Below are 18,427 nucleotides of genomic sequence, written 5' to 3' on the forward strand. Positions count from 1 at the left end.
GGGTGGGCCGGAAATCCGGCGGGTGTACGGGAGATGCGCGCCCCGCCCGCCCGAAGCCGGGCGGGATCCGGGGGCCGATGTGAGACTGCTGGTGAGGCGGTGATCACAGATGTCGAGCCATCCCAGGGAGCCCGAGCCCGGTGCCCCGGGCCCCGGTGACCCCGGCCCCGGGAAGCATGACCCCCGGCAGCCCGGTCCCGGGGAGCAGCTGTTCGAGCAACTGCTGGCTTCGGCGCACGCGGCGGCGCCGATGGAGCTTCCCGCCCTGGCGCAGCGCTTCGCCGCCGCCGTCGGGCTCGACGGGGTCGACGTGTACCTCGTGGACCTCCAGCAGCGCCATCTGGTGCCGCTGGGCGAGGGGCCGCCCAGCCTCGGTGTGGACACCTCCGTCGCCGGTTCGGCCTACCGGGCGCACGCGCTGCGGATCGAGGAACTGCCCCACGGCAGGATCGTCGCCTGGCTGCCGCTGATCGACGGCGCCGAGCGCCTGGGTGTGATCGGTGCCACGGCGTCGGTCATCGACGTCGCGCTGCTGCGCCGCTGCCGCATGCTGGCCTCCGTCCTGGCCATGACGATCACCTCGAAGCGGGCGTCGAGCGACAGCTTCGCGCGCCGGACACGCTCCGAGCCCATGCAGCTTCCCGCCGAGATGCTCCGGGCCTTCCTGCCGCCCAGGACGATCGGCAACTCCCGGGTGATCTCGACCGCCGTCCTCGAACCCGCGTACGAGATCGGCGGCGACGCCTTCGACCATTCGCTGACCCCGTCGACCCTGCACGTGGCGATCCTGGACGCCATGGGCCACAACCTCGCGTCGGGGCTGACGACCGCCGTGGCCATGGCGGGCTGCCGCAATGCCCGCCGCGCCGAGGCACCGCTGCCCGAGCTGGTCGAAACCGTCCAGCACGCGCTGGCCGGGTGGCTGCCCGAGCAGTTCTGCACGGGGATCCTCGCCCAGCTCGACCTGGCCGACGGGGTGCTGCGCTGGTGCAACTGCGGCCATCCGCCGCCCCTGCTGATCCGGGACCACCGCGTGCTCGACAGGGCGCTGGAGCGGCCGTCCCAGCCGCCCATGGGGACGCCCGCGCTGCTGGCCGACGTGACGTGGGAGATCCACGAGGAGGCGCTCGAACCGGGCGACCGGGTGCTGATGTACACCGACGGCGTCACCGAGCTGCGCATCGGCGGCGGCGCCGAGTTCGGCCTCGAACGGTTCACGGACAGCATCATCCGGGCGACCGCCGCGGGCGAACCGGCACCCGAGGCCCTGCGCCAGCTCATCCACTCCATCCTCGACCGGCAGGACAACCAACTGCGCGACGACGCCACCCTCCTGCTCCTGGAGTGGCGCCCGCCGGGAACGCCGTGACCTGCGGCTCTTCGCTTCTGCCGCACTCCCCCACGTGCCGGAACGTGTGTTCTGGATCAGGGTGGATACACGGCAGAACACAGCATCAGTCGCGCATGAAGCATGAAGCATGAAGGAGGACGAGCACCGTGGGAGACGACGAGGTCATGGGCGACGAGGTCTACCAGCCCGACGCCGAGGAGGTCCGTGAGGACGAGGGCATCCTCGATGCGGAGGACACGCTCAGCGACCGCGGGGCGGATCCGTACGACGAGGGCTGGTCGCCTCCCGAGAGGCCCCTCGGAGTGGCCCACACCGGTACCACCGCCCAGGAGCAGCAGGAGGGCGAGAGCCTGGCCGAACGCCTCTCCGAGGAGCGGCCCGACCCCACGCTCGAAGTCCCCGATCCGGCCGCGGACGACGACGGCATCGGGGACACGACCGACACCGACGGCGAGCCGATCGACGAGGCGGAGGTGGGAGACGCCCGCGCCGGGCGCCTCTTCGCCCCGGACGAAGGGGCGAACGGGGACCCGGAGCACGACGCCGAACAGGACATGGTCGGCGAGGACATGGGCATCGACGGCGGAGCGGCCTCCGCCGAGGAGGCCGCGGTGCATGTCATCGACGGTGACGCCGACGCGAGGGACTCCGCGGGCTGACCGGGGGTTGTCTTCCGTCAGCGCAGGTCGAGCCGCATCAGGATCCGGGGATGACCGGCCAGCACGGACGCCGTGTCGGCGGCGTCGGTGAATCCGGCGCGCTCGAAGTTCTTACGGAGCCCGGCGTACGCCATCGTCAGGTCGACCTTGGCGTCGCCGCTGTCGAGCGGGTACGCCTCGACCGCAGGTGCGCCCTGGGCGCGGGCGAACTCGACCGCGCCGGCGATGAGGGCGTGCGAGATCCCCTGCTTCCGATGACCGGGGCGCACCCGGACGCACCACAGGGACCAGACCGGCAGATCGTCGACGTGGGGGATCTTGCGATTGCGTGCGAAGGCGGTTTCCGCGCGCGGCGCCACGGCAGCCCAGCCCACCGGTTCGTCACCGTCGTAGGCGAGCACCCCCGGCGCGGATTCCGCACGGCACAGTGCGGCGACGTACTCGCCGCGGTCCGGCCCGCGGAGTTCGTTGTTGAGCTTGGACGGGACGCGGTGGCTCAGGCACCAGCAGACGTTGGCGGTGGGTGACTTCGGGCCGAGCACGGCCCGGACGTCCTCGAAGACCGTGGCCGGGCGCACTTCCCTGTCCATGGAACCAGAGTGGCACGTGCGATGGCAGGGGCACGGGGTACTCGGCGGAAGCGCCCGGCCCTAAGCGTCCGCCCCGCCCTCCCGCGCTTCCTCGGCCACGGACGCGGCTGCGCGGACCAGGGCCGCCGTGGCCGTCGAACAGGACTGCTGCGGCCAGGCAATGGCCAGGGTCACGGGCGGCGCGTCCTGGACCGGGCGGTAGACGACACCCGGGCGGGGATAGCGGGCGGCGACCGAGGCGGGCAGCAGCGGGATCGGGCCGCCGAGGCCGACGAGCGTGAGCAGTTGGGCCAGGTCGCGGCTCTCGGTGCGAATGTCCTCGACGTACTGGTGCACATCGCCGGGGCGCAGGTCGAGGTCGGCGAGGGAGAGCCGGTCACGGTCGGCGAGCGGATGGGTGGCGGCGAGGGCGGCGACGCGTGATTCGGCGACCAGTGTCTCGGCGTCCAGGCCGGTGCGGTCGAACGGCTCGTGGACCAGGGCCGCGTCGGCCTCGCCCAGGCGCAGCAGCCGTGGCTGCTCGTGCCAGCCGCACAGCCGGACGGCCACGGGCAGGGCGGCCGGTTCCGCCGCGAAGCGCGCCAGAATCGGCTCGAGGAGTCCCGCGTCCCCGTCGGCTTTCACCGCCAGGACCAGCTTCGGGTCGGAGGACGCCGCCCGCTGGGCCCGCCGCCCGGCGGCTTGCAGCGCGTCCAGGGCGATCCTCGCTTCCGCCAGGAGCACCGTGCCGGCCGGGGTGAGCGCCACGCTGTGGGTGGTGCGCTCGAAGAGGGTGACGCCTAGTTCCGTCTCCAGCTGGCGGATCGCGCGGGACAGCGGTGGCGGGGAGATGCCGAGCCGTTCGGCGGCGCGGGCGAAGTTGAGTTCCTCGGCGACGGCGAGGAAATAGCGCAGCGGGCGGGACTCCACGCTCGCCTCCTCCACTCCACACTCCCGGGTATTGCCCTGAGGGTAACAAGCCGGAGCGGATCGATCCTTCAGTTCGGGCGTGGGACGCAGCAGGCTCGAGGGCGTCTGACGAAGCAATCCCTTGAACTCTTGAACCCGTGAAGCAACCCCTGGAGAGTCACCCATGATCGTCGTCACCACCCCCACCGGCCAGATCGGCCGCGAGGTCCTCGACCTCCTGCTCGACTCCCCTCAGGCAACCGGGGGAATCCGGGTGATCGCCCGAGACCCGGCCCGCCTGCCGGCGCGGGTGCGCGCGCAGACGGAGGTCGTCCAGGGCTCGCACGCCGATCCCACGATCTTGAAGGAGGCCTGCGCGGGCGCCGACCGCGTGTTCTGGCTGGTGCCCCCGACGCCTCTGGCCGACAGCGTCGAGGGCCACTTCCGCGCCTTCACCGAGCCACTGTGCGAGGCGATCGCAGACCAGGGCATTCGCCGGGTCGTCGCCGTCTCGACGCTGGGCCGCTCGGTGGCGAAGAACGCGGGGCTCATCTCGGCGTCGCTGGCCATGGACGAGGCGATCGCGGCCACGGGCGTGCACTACCGGGCGCTGTGCCCGCCGTTCCTGATGGAAAATCTGCTGGGCCAGGCCGATGCGATGCGCGATGCGGGTGCGTTCTTCCTGGCGCTGGAGGAGGACGCCGTCCTACGTACCTGCGCGACCGGCGACATCGCCGCCGCGGCGGCCCGACTGCTCCTGGACGACTCCTGGACGGGACAGGAGGACGTCCCGCTGGTCGGACCGGACGACCTGTCCCCCAAGGGCATGGCCCAGGTCATCTCCGAAGTCCTCGGCCACGCGGTACGCGTACAACGGACCAGCAGCGCGGACTACAAGGCGACAATGCTGCGTTACGGCGCGAGCGAAGCCTGGGCACAGGGCCTCGCCGACATGACGGACGCCTTGAACACGCAGGGCTTCTACGGCGCCTCCGCCCCCAGCACCCCCGAGTCCGCACCGACGGACTTCCGCCAGTGGTGCGAACGGGTACTCCGCCCGACAGTCCACCCGTAGCAACCTGCGCGCCGCTGCCGCTCGGGACCGAGCACGCGCGAACGGCAGCGGCGTCGGGGCTCCCCCTCGTACGTCCCACGTCCCGAGGCATCGCGACTGCAAGGCTCTGTGAAGGGAAAAGCCGCATGTGGTTCACATGATCTCCACGTGAACCCTTGACCAACGGTTGAGGATTCGACCAACTCGCAGTTCAGGGGCGTTTATTACTCAATCTTTGGCAGATTTTTGCTCTGTCATCAGAGGTTAATGCAATGGCAAAGTGGGAGTCACAGCTCCCGTACAGGCTGTTCGCGGGGCGACGCGGTGCCCGCTGTCACTCGGCAGCGGTCCATCCACGCCGTCTCACTGTCACCATCGACCCGACCACACCGCGTCCCGGCTCCGCCGCAGAGACGCAGGAGGCAGGCCAGCATGAAGTCCCTGATCGACAACGCCCGTTCCTTCGCCGCGACGCACGTCGCGGCCCCGCACAACACGGCGGCCTTCCAGGCCCTGGGGGCCGGGCAATCGCCCGAAGCCCTGTTCGTCACGTGCTCCGACTCACGCGTCGTACCGGCCCTGATCACCGGCGCACGCCCCGGCGAACTCTTCGAACTCCGTACGGCGGGCAACGTCGTACCGCCCTACCCCTCCGGAGACGAGGTCAGCCCGGACAACCGCCCCATGAGCGAGGCGGCCACCATCGAGTACGCGGTGTGCGTGCTCGGGGTCCGCGACATCGTCGTCTGCGGACACTCGCACTGCGGAGCGGTGGGCGCCCTGGTGAGAGGCGAAGACCTTTCGGCCGTACCGGCCGTGCGCGACTGGCTGGACCACTCCGTCGCCCCGGACGCCGCCCTGCGGTCCCTGACCCCGTCCTCCGAGGACGCGGCGGACGTGGCCGAAGCCGTCCAGACACACGTGCTCGCGCAAGTGGAGAGGCTGCGCGCGTACCCCTGCGTGAGAGAGCGCGTCGACGACGGCTCACTGACCCTGCACGCCTGGTACTACGAGGTGCACACGGGCACGGTCACCACCCATCGCCCCTCGTCCGACGACCAGCGGGCGTTCGGTCCGCTGTGAGAGCCGCCACGCCCCACCGCCCGGCCCGCTCCCACGACAGGACCCCCCACCCTCATGTCCTCCTTCCTCTCCTCCCTCCCCGCCCCCTTCCGCGCGCTGCGTGAACCAGGCGTCGCGCGCCAGGACTTCCTCGCCTCGCTCGTCGTCTTCCTCGTCGCCCTGCCGCTGTGCGTCGGCGTGGCCGTCGCCTCCGGCGTACCGGCCGAACTGGGCCTGGTCACCGGCATCGTCGGCGGCCTGGTCGTCGGCCTCCTGCCGGGCAGCGCCCTGCAGGTGAGCGGACCCGCCGCCGGACTGACCGTGCTCGTCTTCGAGGCGGTACAGGAGTTCGGGCTCGGCATGCTCGGCGCCATCGTGCTGCTCACCGGCGCCCTGCAGATCGTCCTCGGCCTGCTGCGCTGCGGCCGGTGGTTCCGCGCCATCTCCGTGTCCGTGGTCCAGGGCATGCTCGCGGGCATCGGCCTCGTGCTGATCCTCGGTCAGCTCTACACCATGGCCGGGGCCGAGCAGCCGCGCTCCGGCGTCGACAAGATAGCCGGGCTCCCCGGACTGCTGGTCGACATGCTGGGCGACACCACGGCGCTGACCGCCACGGTCGTGGGCCTCGGCACCATCGCCGTGCTCATGCTCTGGCCGAAGCTGCCCGCCGCCGCACGCGTGGTGCCCGCCCCGCTGGCGGCCGTCGCGCTGGCCACCGCCGTGACCGCCGGTCTTGGCCTGGACGTCGCGAACGTGACGGTGCGCGGCCTGGTCGACGCCATTCAGCCGCCGGGGTTCGGTGACCTGGCCGCGCTCGGCAGTGTGGCCGTGCTCGGCACGGTCCTGGCGTTCACCCTGATCGCCTCCGCCGAATCGCTGTTCAGCGCAGCAGCCGTCGACCGCATGCACGACGGACCCCGCACGCAGTACGACAAGGAGCTCGTCGCCCAGGGCGTCGGCAACACGGTGTGCGGTGTGCTCGGCGCGCTGCCGATGACGGCGGTCATCGTCCGCAGCTCGGCCAACGTCGAGGCCGGTGCCCGCACCCCGCTCTCGCGCATCCTGCACGGCGCGTGGCTGCTGCTGTTCGCCGTGCTGCTGCCGACCGCGCTCGGCATCATCCCGCTGGCGGCACTCGCCGGTGTCCTGGTGCACGCGGGCTGCAAACTGATCCCCGCCAAGGAGATCGTCCCGCTCGCCCGCGCCCACCGGGGCGAGGCCGTCGTCCTGACCGTCACCGCGATCGCCATCGTGGTGACCAACATGTTCGAGGGCGTCGTACTCGGCCTGATCCTCGCCGTGGTCAAGTCCGCCTGGGAAACCTCCCACATCAACGTGGACGTCCGGGAACTGACCGGCGGCCGGCTGGTCGTGACCCTCACGGGCAACGCGACGTTCCTGCGGCTGCCCCGCATCCTGGAGACGCTGGAGGCCCTGCCCAAGGACCGGCCCATAGAGCTGGACCTGACCGTCGTGCGCCACTTGGACCACGCCTGCCGTACGACGCTGGAGAACTGGGCGCTGCGGCACAACGACAGCGGTACGGAGGCCGTCCGGATGAAGACGTCTCCGGTCGCCGCCTCCGGGGCCGAGAGCCCCGCCGCGAAGGAACAGGCGCGGTCACCGCACTGACGCCGGGCATCCTCCGGCACTGACTGCACAAACGCCGAGGATCCTTTGGCACTGACCGCACGGACGCCCGGCGTCCACCCCTGATCGCCGTCTGCCGCCCGCCCCGGCGGCAGACGGTGCGGGGTCCGTCGGCATGCCCGCATCCGGGCAACAGCCGGGTACTCGCACGCGGTTTACGCCATCCAGTCCGCCCCCCTTGACACTCTCTTGACTATCTCTTTACGTTCAAGGGGATGGGGACGAAAGCTGAGTAATCCATTCGTTCCTGTCGATTTCACTGAATCCTCAGCTATTTCGAAATAGCGAACCAATAGGGAGGTTCCAGCATGGAGCAGCTCATCAAGCGCATGACCAAAGAGTCCGTGTGGCAGAAGTGGGTCGCCACCAACTCGGCCCAGACAGGCGCCGAGCAGGGCGCGAAGGACGGCTGCATCAGCTCGGCGCCCAAGAGCGGCTGCATCAGCGCCACCGGCAAGAGCGGCTGTATCTCCTGACCCGCTGATGCCACGGGGCCGCCGCCGCACCCTTCGCGGTGGCGGCCCCGCCCCGCTCCCCACCCCCGCCTGCACCGGAGCCGCCGTGAACCGCCTGCCCAGCGCCGACGTCCTGGACCGCGTACGCGACATCCCCCTCTACCGCGCCTCCGCCGAGCGCGGCGACTTCCCCGTCCTGGAGAAGCCGGACATCGCCCGGGGTTTCCCCGACAATTGGATGACCCCCGAGCTGGCCCGCGCCCTGGAGACGGGCGAGGCCGAGTTCGTGCTCTCCACCGGGACGAACCACGCCCGCATGCAGATCATCCGGCCGCCGTACTTCCTGCTCCGCTCCTACTACCGCCTGTGGAGCGAACACCCCGACCTCGGCGCCACCTGGCACGCGGGCGCCCGGCGGATCTCACTGACCACCGTCCTGGCCACCGAGCACGTCGCGCGGGTCAACGCGCGCAAGCCCGGCGGGACTCCGGGCGAACGCTGGCTCGACGAGCGCACCCTGTACCTCAACCAGCGCCTGGACCCTGCCGGTTGGGAGCGTCCGGAGGTCGAGCGGATGCTCGCCGAGATCCGGGAGGTCAGCGCCGCACACCCCGACGGCACGTATCTCCTGGACTGCTCCGGCTATCACCTGGCGCATCTGGTCCGCAAAGTCACCGAGTGGGACCTGTGGGACGGCTTTCCGCAACCGGCCGGCATCGTCCATGCGTATGAGTACACGCCGTTGAACGTCCGCGCCCATCTGCGCGCCCACTTCGACTGCCCGGTGGTCGACCTCTTCGGCAGCACGGAGCTGGGCTACCTTTTCTACAGCGATGCCGAGGGCCGCTACCAGCCCTATCTGCACGGCATGAGCGTGGAGTTGATTCCGGTGGAGCCGGGCAGTGGCATCCACAGCCTCATCGTCACCAGCATCCGCAATCCCTATATGCCGCTCGTGCGCTACCGGTCCGGCGACTGCGTCCGTACCCGCGACGGCTCCACCGACCCGCAGGAGATCGTCTCCTTCTGCGGCCGTGAGAAGGAACTGCTGTCCACGCCCGGCGGCCCCGTCGCCCAGGCCGACCTCGACGCCCGCATCGCCGCCGTCTGCCCCCGCGTCTTCCTGCACCAACTGCGGCTGACCGGCGAGAACGAGTGCCGCCTGTGGTGCACGACGTTCGACGGCGCGCCACTGACGCCCGGCGAGCGGAGCGAGTTGGCGGCATCGGTCGGCGTCCTGACGGGCCGCACGTGCCACGTCGAGCACCGCACCCACGTGCCGATCGGACACTCGGGCAAGTACGCCTGGCTCTCGACGCCAGGCCCTGCCTGACACCGGACCGGTCCGACTCCTGCCTCATTCCCGCCCGCAGCGCCGACAGGACAACGCCATGCACACATCTGCCGCACCCACACCCGCCCCCATCGCCCACGAGCTGCTCGGCAGTGCTCTGCACGATGAGGTGGTGGCGCATTTCGCGGCGAAGCCCGGCGCTCCGGCCGCCTCCGTCGTCACCCACCAGGTCCGTGAGTGTCTGCGCTATCTCTACCTGGTCTCGCGCCATCCCGACCGGCTCGGCGGCCTCTTCCTCCCTGTCGAGCAGGACATCGACGAGATCTGGCACTACCTCATCCTGCAGACCCACGAGTACCGCGAACTGTGCGAACAGCGGCTGCCCGGCGGCCACTTCATCCACCACCGCAGCATCTCGTACGACGCGTACCAGGCGGACCCGGGGCGTGAGACGGCCGCCGAGGAGGCCCTGCGGTGGATCCCCCTCTACACCGCCGCATTCGGGCCGTTCGACGAGGACGCCCTGCCGCACTGGACGGTCGTACGGTTCCTGCACGAGGAACTCGACCTGTCCCTGGCGCAGATCGCGGCTCTCGACGTCGGCGAGCAGGCGCCCGTGCCGGGAGCGGCATGACCGCAACCGTTACGCGGCCCGGAGAGGGGGCGTCGCCCCGCGTACTGCGGCGTGTGTTGACCGTACTCGTCCTCTCGCAGGCACTCGGCGGCGCGGGCATGGCGGCCGGCATCACGGTCGGCGCGCTGCTCGCCGAGGATCTGCTCGGCTCCACGGGCCTGGCCGGACTGCCGACCGCGCTGTTCACCGCGGGCGCGGCCCTGGGCGCCGCGCTCATCGGGCGGGTCTCGCAACGCCTGGGGCGACGCCCCGGCCTTGCGCTCGGCCATGGCATCGCCGCGCTCGGCAGCACCGGGGTCGTGGCGGCGGCCGCAGGGCAGTGGGCGGGTCTGCTGCTGGTGTCGCTCTTCGTGTACGGGGCGGGTACGGCCACCGGGCTGCTCGCCCGGTACGCGGGCGCCGACCTCGCACCGCCCGAGCGGCGGGGCCGCGCCACCGGCACGGTACTGCTGGCGACGACGCTGGGCGCGGTCGCGGGCCCCAACCTCGTCGGCCCGACCGGCGTGCTCGCACACGCCTACGGCATCCCGCGGCTGGCCGGGCCCTTCCTGCTGGCGGCACTCGCCTACACGGCCGCGGGTCTTGTGCTGCTCGTGTGGCTGCGCCCCGACCCCCTGTTCCTGGCCCGCCTCCAGCCGCCGCACGACGCCACGGCCGCACCCGTACCAGTGCCGGAGGACACGGCGACGCCCACCTCAAGCGCACCCCGGCCGCCGGAGCGCTTCTCCCCCGGCGTCGTCACGGGCGCCACCGTGATGATCACCGCCCAGCTGGTGATGATCGCCGTGATGACGATGACTCCCCTGCACATGACCGGGCACGGCCACAGCACTCAGGCCGCGGGGTTCGTCATCGCGCTGCACGTGGGCGCGATGTTCCTGCCCTCACCGCTGAGTGGTCTGCTCGCCGACCGGATCGGCCGGCTGCCCGTGGCGGCTGCGTCCGGGGCCGTCCTGCTGAGCGCGGGTGTGCTCGCCGGGCTGGCCCCGCCGGACAGCGTGCCGCTGCTGGCTTGTGCACTGGTCCTGCTCGGCGTGGGCTGGAACCTGGCCCTGGTCAGCGGCACGGCCCTGATCACGGATGCCGCCCCCGCCGACAGCCGTGCCTCGGTGCAGGGCCTGGCCGACGTGGGCATGTCCTTGGCGGGCGCGACGGGCGGCATGGCCTCGGGCCTGGTGGTGGCGGGCGGCGGCTATCCGCTTCTGGCGATGGCCGCGGGCACGTTGGCCGTCGCGGTGATCCCGGCGGTGGCCCTCCGGGGCGCTTCGGGTGTGCGCCGATGAGCAGTTCGGCATGGCGGGCGACCTGCTCGACCATGTCGGTGAGCTGGTCACCGACGGCAAGGCCACTCTGAGCAACTCCGATTCGCCCTGGCCTGCATGAGCCAGGCACTGCCCGACACGAAGCGGAGGACGACGATCCCGACGACGGGGATGGTCCACAACTACCGGCTGAGGCATTCGGATGAGCGCGGGCGGACCCTCGCGCGGCATCTACCGCTTTGCCGAGTGGACGCCCAGATCCGACAGGGAAGCGACCGTGCGCCACGTGGGCCAGTGCCTCACCTGCTCCGAGCGATGCATCGACACAGCGGCTGGGGATGACGTGGCCTGCCCGGGATTCTCTGCTGCGCACTCGGCAGGAATCAAACCTGCAATCTCCGAATCCGCAGTCATGTCCCCCTGGCGTGACGGCAGTTGTGCAACCATGCCACCGAGTTGACCTCGATCACCGCAACGGACGACGGACCCCGAGGCGGGTGGCGCACATCCAAGCCGTAACTCATGGAGACACAGCATGCCGACCATGGTTGTCATTGGATACAGACCGGATCTCGACCAGGCACTGCAACGCCGGGGCATCAGCCCTCACTACATCGTGCAGGCACCATCGGCCCCACCCGCGGATCGTGGATTCACGCACGTCGCCGACATGGAGAACGCCCAGGAGATATTGCGTGCCGTGCTGGCCGCCCGCACCGGCGATGCGGCAGGCGTCCTCACCGTCCATGAGATGGGCGTGTTCGGGGCGACGTACCTGCGGCAGCAACTCGGTCTCCCCGGCAATACGGATTCCCGGGCGGCGCTCTACTTCCGGGACAAGTTCCTCCAGAAGAGCCGACTGCCGTCTCAAGTGAGGCGCGCGCGTTGCCGGTACGCGTCACACGACACATCCTTCACAGATCTCGCCGGAGATCTGGGGGAGGTTTTCGTCGTCAAGCCGGCCACCGGAGCCGGATCCCTTCGCACGAACATCGTCCGTTCTCCCCAAGAGTACGCACGAGCGCTGGAGTTGTTCTCCGGCCGGTCGGATGTCGAGATCGTCGCCGAGTCCTTCATCGATGCGCCGGAAGTCTATATGGACGGCATCTGGCAGGACGGATCTCTTCGCTGGTCGTCCATGACCCGCTATCACCTGTCACCGCTCAGCGCAGCACAAGGAAGCATCCTGGCCGCGCACCTATTGGACAGAGGGCGGCATCCGGAACTGTTCGACCAGATGGAGACACTCGCCGATCAGGTGCTCGGAAGTCTCGGCGCACCCGACTGCGTCTTCCACATGGAGGCTTTCACGGAAGAAGCAGGGCTGACCTTCGGCGAGTGCGCCATCCGCCTTCCCGGCGCACTGTCCCCGCAGATCAATCAACTGACCTTCGGCGTCGACCTCTTCGATGCGGAGATCAGTCTCGCGCTCGGGGAGGACATCACTCAGCCCCTGGAGCACGCCACACCGGAGCGACTGCATGGATACATACTTCTCCGCAGATCCGACGGCGGGACACTGACGCGGGAAGACTTCGAACGCCGCTTCCGCTTCGACGACATCGAATATTCCTCGTCACCCGATACGCCGCTCGGGCCGTACGGGAAGGTGGGGCACGCGATTGTCTCCGACCCGGACGAGCTGGAACTGCAGAAGACGATCGAGGAGATCGTGCGCTTCAACGAGGTGGGCACGGGAGAATGACCGCCATCGCTCGTCGCTGTCTTCGCCGTCGTCAGACGGTCGGCTCGTCCGCTGCGGCGAGGAGCTTCGGGCGCACGTACTGGTAGGCCCAACTCCCCAGAGTCGTGGGGGTCGTTGTCGTCAGGTCGCGTGTTTGCTCGGGGACGAGATCGCGCGATCCGGCGGTCATGCCGACGATCCCCTCCACCGCGCCGGGCGGCAGCCCCGCCGCGCGGAGTGCGTCGCGTACATCGTCGTCGGTGCGGGTCTCCAGCCTGACCGGATAGTCCAGGACCCCGGAGAGGATCTCGGTGACGCGCGGGTACGTGAGGTCCTCCGGGCCATGGACGGCCTGGACGACGCGGCCCCGCCAGCTGTCGCTCAGGAGTCGGGCGGCGACCACGTCCCCGATGTCGCGGGGGTCGACCCACGGCATGACGGCGTGCGGGTCGGCGGTGCTGGCCAGCACCCCTCGGGCCAGGTCATCCAGGTCGAACAGGAGGTTCGTGAAGAAGTAGCCGCAACGCAGGTGGAGGACATCGGCGCCCGTGGCGTCCAGTTGTTCCTCGATCCTTGCCAGGCCGTCGATGTGCCCCACTCCGTCGCGCCGCTCGGCGCCGATGCTGCTCAGCAGGACGGCCCGGGCAATGCCGTTGTCCCGCATCGCCCGCGCGTATCCGGCACCGACCGCGCGTGAGGCCTCCACCGGTTCGGGGTCCGTGTGCGGTGTGGGGTCGACCCAGAAGACGGTGCGCGCGCCTTCCGTCGCCTGGCGGACGAAGTCGGCGTCCGTCAGATCGCCCTGGCGTACGTCGACCAGGGCACGGGTGGCGGCATCCAGTCGGGCGGGGTCGCGGACGATGACACGCGGGCGGACCCCTGCCTGCAGCAGGAGCCGGACGACACGCGTGCCGACGTGTCCGGTCGGGGTGGTGACGACGATGGCCAAGACCGATGTCCCTTCGTGCGCGGTGCCGGCGGACGGGGCTGTATGGAGACGGGGCTGTATGCATCTATACCGCCGATCAGTGACTCCGGCCCGGGATCCCCGGCGAAACTCTTAGGCGTGACCCGCGTTTTCCGGGGCACCCGACTACTTGGTCCCGCCGCGTCCCCCCGTCGCGGCGGGACCGTCGCTATCGGCGGCTGCGTACGAGCAGGTACACGAAGTACGGCGTACCGACGACCGCCGTCATGAGGCCCGCACCCAGTTGGGCCGGGGCTATCACCGTGCGGCCCAGCAGATCGGCGAGGCAGACGAGGGACGCGCCGAGCAGCATCGCCACCGGGACGACCCGTACGTGGCGTCGGCCCACCAGCGCGCGTGCCGCGTGCGGTGCCACGAGTCCCACGAAGCCGATCGTGCCGGCCGCGGCCACCGCGGTGGCGCTGAGCAGCACGCTCACGACGAGGAAGCCGAGGCGTCCGCGGGCCAGGTCGAGGCCCAGGAGGCGCGGGGTGTCCTCGTCGAGCGACACGAGGTCGAGTTCCTTGCGGCGGGAAAGGGCCACGACCGCCCCGGCCACGAGCACGGCCGCGACCGGCAGGATGTCGGTGCCGGTCCGCCCGTAGGTGGAACCCGAGAGCCAGATCAGCGCCTTGGTCGCGCTGAACCGGTCGGTGAGCACGATCAGCAGGCTGATGAGCGCCATCGTTCCCGAGGACACACCGATGCCGACGAGGACGAGCCGGGTGTTCTGGAAGCCGCCCTTCGCCGCGAGTCCGAAGACGACCACGGAGCTGACCGCGGCGCCGGCGAACGCGGCACCCGCGATGCTCCACGATCCGGCGCCCGGCGCCGAGGTGACGAGGATGATGGCGCCGAGCGCCGCCCCGCCGGAGACGCCGAGGACGCCGGGTTCCGCGAGCGGATTGCGGGTCACCGACTGCACGAGCGTGCCCGACAGGGCGAGTGCGGCACCCGCGAGGAGCGCGGCGAGCACCCGTGGCACGCGGGTGTCGAGGACGAAGGTGATGGCCTGACCCGACTGGCCCCGGGCCCAGTTGACCACGTCGCCGAGCAGGAACGTGCTGTCGCCGACGAGCACCGCGGCGATCGTGACGCCGACCAGTGCGCCCACGAGGAGTACCACCGTGATGAGGTAGGCGGCCCGGCTCGGGATGCGCAGCTTGTCCGGCGCCGCGGCACCGGCGCCGTCGCGGGTGCGCATCGCCATGACGACGAGGAACACGGCGCCGACGACGCTGGTGATGACGCCCGTGGGCACGGTGACCGCGACCTGGGAGGACGTCACGGCGCGCAGCAGCACGTCGGAGCCCAGCACGAGGGCGGCGCCCACGAGTCCCGCCACCGGGATGCGGGTCCGGTGGCGCAGGAGGCCGCGGACGCGGCCGGCGACCGGCCGTACCAGGGCCGGTGCGCACAGCCCGACGAAGGCGATCGGCCCGGCCAGCGTCACCGACCCCGCCGAGAGCAGTGAGGCGAGGACGACGGCCGCGACGCGGGTGCCGCGGACCGGGATGCCGAGGCCGCGCGCGGCGTCGTCGCCCAGGGCCAGGGCGTCGATGCGGCGGGCGATGAGCAGCAGGCCCGCCAGCGCGACCAGGACGACCGGTGCCATCTCGGCCACTCCGTCGAAGCCGTTCTGGCTGATGCTTCCCTGGCCCCACTGGTACATCCCCTGTGTCTGTTCGGGGAACAGCAGGAGCAGCGCCTCGGTGATGGCGTTGAGCCCCAGGGCGAGCGCGCTGCCGGCGAGGACGAGGCGGACGGTGCCGCCGCCGCGTCCGGCGAGCGCGAGGACGATGGCGGCGGCGCCGAGGCCGCCGATGAAGGCCACTCCCGACGAGGCGAACAGCGGCGCCGTGGCGCCACTGGCGACCAGGAGGGTCAGCGCGAGGTACGAACCGGCGTTGACGGCGAGGGTGTCCGGTGCCGCGAGCACGTTGCGGCTGACGGCCTGGAGTGCGGCGCCGGCCGCGCCGAGGGCGACGCCGACGAGGATCCCGGCGACCATGCGCGGCATGCGTGAGGCGATGACGACGGAGGAGTCGCCCCGCTCGGCCTGGCCGGTGAGGGCCCGCCACACCTCGCCCGGGCCGACGGACGCGGTGCCTTGCGTGATGTCGACGACGGCGAGGACGGCGACCAGAAGAACGAGACCGGCCGTCACCGCGACCGCGCCCGATGGGGACGCGACCGCGCGCTCGGGCGTGGCTGAGGGCGTTGCGGTGACGACCACGGTCTCCTACTTCGTCAGGGTGTCGACGAGGGCGTCGATGTACGCCTCCATCGCCCCGGGGCCGCCGAACATCCAGATGCCGTCGTCCAGTCGGTGGACCTCGTCGTCCTTGACGAACGGCAGCGACTTCCAGACGGAGTTGTCGGCGAGTTCGTCGGTGAACACGTCGGAGCTGTCGTCGCCCTTGTTGCCGATGTAGACGAACCGCACGTCGTCGCCGAGCGCGGTGAGGCCCTCGACGTCGGTGGTGGCGAGGCCGTAGTCCTTGTCGCCCTTGATCTTCCAGGCGTTCTTCAGACCGAGGTCCTCGTTGACGGCGCCGAGCAGGGAGGTGCTGGTGTAGCCGCGCAGGGAGACCTGGTTGGAGGCGGCGTAGCCGTCGGCGAAGGCGATCTTCGAGCCGTCGAGCTTGGCCTCCTTCAGCGCCTTCTTGCCTTCGGCGACCTTCGCGTCGTACGACTCCTTGGCCTTCTTGGCCTCGTCCGTCGTGCCGGTGGCCTTGGCTATGACGTCCAGGGTGTCGAACATCTGGCCCACCTGGTCGGAGGCGTCGGCGGCCTTGACCTGGAGGACGGGGCCGACCCTCTTCATCTGCTTCACGGCGGAGGCCGACATGTCGGTCGTGGTGACGATGAGGTCGGGGGTGAGACCGGCGAGGGTGTCCATGCTCGGCTCACCGCGGGTGCCGATGTCCTTGGGGTCGTTCTTCAGCGGAACGGCCGAGTCCCACGCCTTGTAGCCCTTGACGTCCGCGACACCGACGGGGTCGACGCCGAGGGTCACCAGGGAATCGACGACGTTCCACTCGGTTCCCACGACCTTCTTGGCCGGGCCGTCGAGCTTCACCGTCTTGCCGTTGGCGTCGGTGAGGGTGATCGGCTCGGACTTCTTTTCCGCACTGGTCTTCGCGGGCTCGGAGGAGCCGCAGCCGGCCAGGATGAGAGCCACGGCGGTGGCGGCCGTCGCGGCGATGAGGGGGCGTCTCATGAGGAGGTGTGGAGCCTTTCGCTTCTGCTGTGGTGGCGGCCTATCGCGCGGGTGCGCAGCCGGCCGGTGAGGGGGTCGGTGTCGACCTCGATGCGGATGCCGTACGTGGCGGAGAGGCGCTCCGGCAGCAGTACGTCCTCGGGGGCGCCGTCGGCGACGATGCGCCCGGCGTCGAGCAGGGCGATCCGGTCGGCGACGGCGGCGGCCTGGTCGAGGTCGTGCAGAACGACGCCGACGGCGATGCCGCCGTCGTCCGCGAGGTCACGCATCAGGTCGAGGAGTTCGATCTGGTAGCGCAGGTCGAGGTAGGTGGTCGGCTCGTCGAGGAGGAGTACGCCGGTCTCCTGGGCGAGGCAGCTGGCGAGCCACACCCGCTGCAGCTGTCCGCCGGAGAGCTGGTCGACGGCGCGGTCGGCGAAGCCGTCGACGCCGGTCATGGTGAGCACCCGCTCGACCACGGCGGCGCCTCCCGCGTCGGCCTGACCCCAGCGGCTCCGGTAGGGGTAGCGGCCGAACTCCACGACGTCACGGACGGTCAGGCCGCCCGGTGTGGGGCGCCCTTGGGTCAGGAGCGCGACGCGGCGTGCGAACTGGCGGGCGGTGAGGTCGAAGCCGTCGGCGGCCTCGGCCGTGCCGGAATCGAGGGTCAGCGTGCCGTGCCGGGCGCCCTGGAGGCGGGCTACGGACCGCAGCAGCGTCGACTTCCCGCTCCCGTTGGGGCCGACGAGAGCGGTCACTTCGCCGGGCCTGAGCTGGATGGCGGCGTCGTGGACGACGTCGACGCCGTCGTACGACACCGTCATGTGCTCGGCGGACAGTTCGTGACCGCGCGGACGTGTTGCGCTACCTGCGCGTTCACCTGATCTCACGGCGTGAAGGTTAGCCTAACCTTAGTCTGGCTGGAAGTAAGGGGTCCGGACCCGGGAGGAAAGCGCGTACGCCACTCCCCCGGCGATCAGCTCCGCTTCCCCTCAACCACCCTCCACAGCAGCCCCGTTACGCACGAGTGCCGCCCATCGTCCGAGACGATGGGCGGCACCGGTGGAGCTGGACCGTCAGTACAGCTTGTTGACCGCCTTGATGGTCGTGGTCTTGAAGTCGGCCACCTGGGCGTTGGCGAAGTTGCCCATCTGTCCCCACTTGACGAGCGTCACCGTGGTGCCGTCCCGGCCGACGGAGAACATGTTGATGTCGGAGGATCCCCCGGTGGACTCGGTGTGGACGCCGTAGACGTGGGCGCCTTCCTCGACGTTCAGCTTGCCGTAGTACTTCTGCGTCGCGGTGATGTCGGGATTCTCCTGCATCACCTTCTTCGCGCAGCCGTCCAGGTCCTTGCGCAGCAGGGCCGCGAAGTCCTTGGCGCGCTGCTCGCTGCGCTCGACCACCGTCACCTGGAGGGCGCTGGTGTCGAGGTCCGTGCGATAGGCGCGGTGCACGGAGATCGAGGGCAGGGCCTCCCCCACGCACATCGGCAGCGGGTCGGGCTGTCCGGAGGTCACCGGACCCGCGGTCCACGCCGACGACGCGTGCGGCGGCAGTTCGGCCGGAGCGAGGAACCGGGGCGATCCGGCGGCGGACGCCGGGCTCGTGCCGGCCACCACACCCGCCACGGCCACCGCTGCACCCAGAGCACACAGTCCTCGGCTCATGCGAA

Annotated in this window: 17 protein-coding genes; 10 read left to right on the forward strand and 7 right to left on the reverse strand. The window is 70.6% G+C overall.

All coding sequences use genetic code 11. From position 1 onward, the window contains the following. Nucleotides 1–109 precede the first annotated feature (109 nt). Together AB0E78_RS11315 and AB0E78_RS11320 are read left to right on the forward strand one after the other, a co-directional pair. Complete coding sequence (locus AB0E78_RS11315; protein ID WP_361830637.1) at nucleotides 110–1,369, forward strand: PP2C family protein-serine/threonine phosphatase; 1,260 nt, start codon at nucleotides 110–112, stop codon at nucleotides 1,367–1,369. Between the two features lie 146 nt (nucleotides 1,370–1,515). Further along, nucleotides 1,516–2,010, forward strand: coding sequence for a DUF5709 domain-containing protein (locus AB0E78_RS11320; RefSeq protein ID WP_361831724.1), 495 nt, complete (start codon nucleotides 1,516–1,518; stop codon nucleotides 2,008–2,010). Nucleotides 2,011–2,027: 17 nt separating this feature from the next. On the opposite strand, the gene AB0E78_RS11325 is transcribed toward AB0E78_RS11320, so the two are convergent. Together AB0E78_RS11325 and AB0E78_RS11330 are read right to left on the reverse strand one after the other, a co-directional pair. Beyond that, nucleotides 2,028–2,600 carry a GNAT family N-acetyltransferase gene (locus AB0E78_RS11325; RefSeq protein ID WP_361830639.1) on the reverse strand — a complete coding sequence of 191 codons (573 nt, stop codon included), beginning with the start codon at nucleotides 2,598–2,600 and terminating at the stop codon, nucleotides 2,028–2,030. Nucleotides 2,601–2,660: 60 nt separating this feature from the next. Further along, entirely contained in the window at nucleotides 2,661–3,509 is an 849-nt protein-coding gene (locus AB0E78_RS11330) for a LysR family transcriptional regulator (protein WP_361830641.1), read from the reverse strand. 163 nt (nucleotides 3,510–3,672) lie between these two features. On the opposite strand from AB0E78_RS11330, the gene AB0E78_RS11335 reads away from it, so the two are divergent. The 8 genes from AB0E78_RS11335 (at nucleotide 3,673) to AB0E78_RS11370 (ending at nucleotide 12,604) form a co-directional block, all read left to right on the forward strand. Continuing rightward, entirely contained in the window at nucleotides 3,673–4,563 is an 891-nt protein-coding gene (locus AB0E78_RS11335) for an NAD(P)H-binding protein (RefSeq protein WP_361830642.1), read from the forward strand. Between the two features lie 411 nt (nucleotides 4,564–4,974). Further along, nucleotides 4,975–5,625 carry a carbonic anhydrase gene (locus AB0E78_RS11340; protein WP_361830644.1) on the forward strand — a complete coding sequence of 217 codons (651 nt, stop codon included), beginning with the start codon at nucleotides 4,975–4,977 and terminating at the stop codon, nucleotides 5,623–5,625. Between the two features lie 54 nt (nucleotides 5,626–5,679). Beyond that, nucleotides 5,680–7,236, forward strand: coding sequence for a SulP family inorganic anion transporter (locus AB0E78_RS11345; RefSeq protein WP_361830646.1), 1,557 nt, complete (start codon nucleotides 5,680–5,682; stop codon nucleotides 7,234–7,236). A gap of 326 nt (nucleotides 7,237–7,562) precedes the next feature. Beyond that, nucleotides 7,563–7,730 carry a hypothetical protein gene (locus AB0E78_RS11350; protein WP_361830647.1) on the forward strand — a complete coding sequence of 56 codons (168 nt, stop codon included), beginning with the start codon at nucleotides 7,563–7,565 and terminating at the stop codon, nucleotides 7,728–7,730. An 85-nt stretch (nucleotides 7,731–7,815) separates the two neighbouring features. Beyond that, complete coding sequence (locus AB0E78_RS11355; protein WP_361830649.1) at nucleotides 7,816–9,042, forward strand: hypothetical protein; 1,227 nt, start codon at nucleotides 7,816–7,818, stop codon at nucleotides 9,040–9,042. A gap of 58 nt (nucleotides 9,043–9,100) precedes the next feature. Beyond that, nucleotides 9,101–9,637 carry a hypothetical protein gene (locus tag AB0E78_RS11360; protein WP_361830651.1) on the forward strand — a complete coding sequence of 179 codons (537 nt, stop codon included), beginning with the start codon at nucleotides 9,101–9,103 and terminating at the stop codon, nucleotides 9,635–9,637. After that, the gene (locus AB0E78_RS11365; protein WP_361830653.1) at nucleotides 9,634–10,920 is read left to right on the forward strand and encodes an MFS transporter; all 1,287 of its coding nucleotides are present in this window, start codon (nucleotides 9,634–9,636) and stop codon (nucleotides 10,918–10,920) included. Before AB0E78_RS11360 ends, AB0E78_RS11365 begins: the two co-directional genes overlap by 4 nt. Before the next feature lie 514 nt (nucleotides 10,921–11,434). Continuing rightward, nucleotides 11,435–12,604: an ATP-grasp domain-containing protein gene (locus tag AB0E78_RS11370; protein ID WP_361830655.1), complete on the forward strand. Its 1,170-nt coding sequence runs from the start codon at nucleotides 11,435–11,437 to the stop codon at nucleotides 12,602–12,604. Between the two features lie 31 nt (nucleotides 12,605–12,635). Here AB0E78_RS11370 and AB0E78_RS11375 read toward each other — a convergent pair whose 3' ends face one another. From AB0E78_RS11375 to AB0E78_RS11395, 5 genes are all read right to left on the reverse strand, one after another. After that, a complete protein-coding gene (locus AB0E78_RS11375) occupies nucleotides 12,636–13,532 on the reverse strand; it encodes an NAD(P)H-binding protein (protein WP_361830657.1) in 897 nt (298 codons plus the stop codon). 187 nt (nucleotides 13,533–13,719) lie between these two features. After that, entirely contained in the window at nucleotides 13,720–15,786 is a 2,067-nt protein-coding gene (locus AB0E78_RS11380; RefSeq protein ID WP_361830659.1) for an iron ABC transporter permease, read from the reverse strand. A 6-nt stretch (nucleotides 15,787–15,792) separates the two neighbouring features. After that, entirely contained in the window at nucleotides 15,793–16,773 is a 981-nt protein-coding gene (locus AB0E78_RS11385) for an iron-siderophore ABC transporter substrate-binding protein (protein WP_361830660.1), read from the reverse strand. Further along, the gene (locus tag AB0E78_RS11390) at nucleotides 16,770–17,642 is read right to left on the reverse strand and encodes an ABC transporter ATP-binding protein (protein ID WP_361830661.1); all 873 of its coding nucleotides are present in this window, start codon (nucleotides 17,640–17,642) and stop codon (nucleotides 16,770–16,772) included. Before AB0E78_RS11390 ends, AB0E78_RS11385 begins: the two co-directional genes overlap by 4 nt. Nucleotides 17,643–17,828: 186 nt before the next feature. Beyond that, the gene (locus AB0E78_RS11395; RefSeq protein WP_361830662.1) at nucleotides 17,829–18,422 is read right to left on the reverse strand and encodes a hypothetical protein; all 594 of its coding nucleotides are present in this window, start codon (nucleotides 18,420–18,422) and stop codon (nucleotides 17,829–17,831) included. Nucleotides 18,423–18,427 lie beyond the last annotated feature (5 nt).

Source organism: Streptomyces sp. NPDC032198, from assembly GCF_040636975.1.
In the GTDB taxonomy this organism is placed as follows: domain Bacteria; phylum Actinomycetota; class Actinomycetes; order Streptomycetales; family Streptomycetaceae; genus Streptomyces.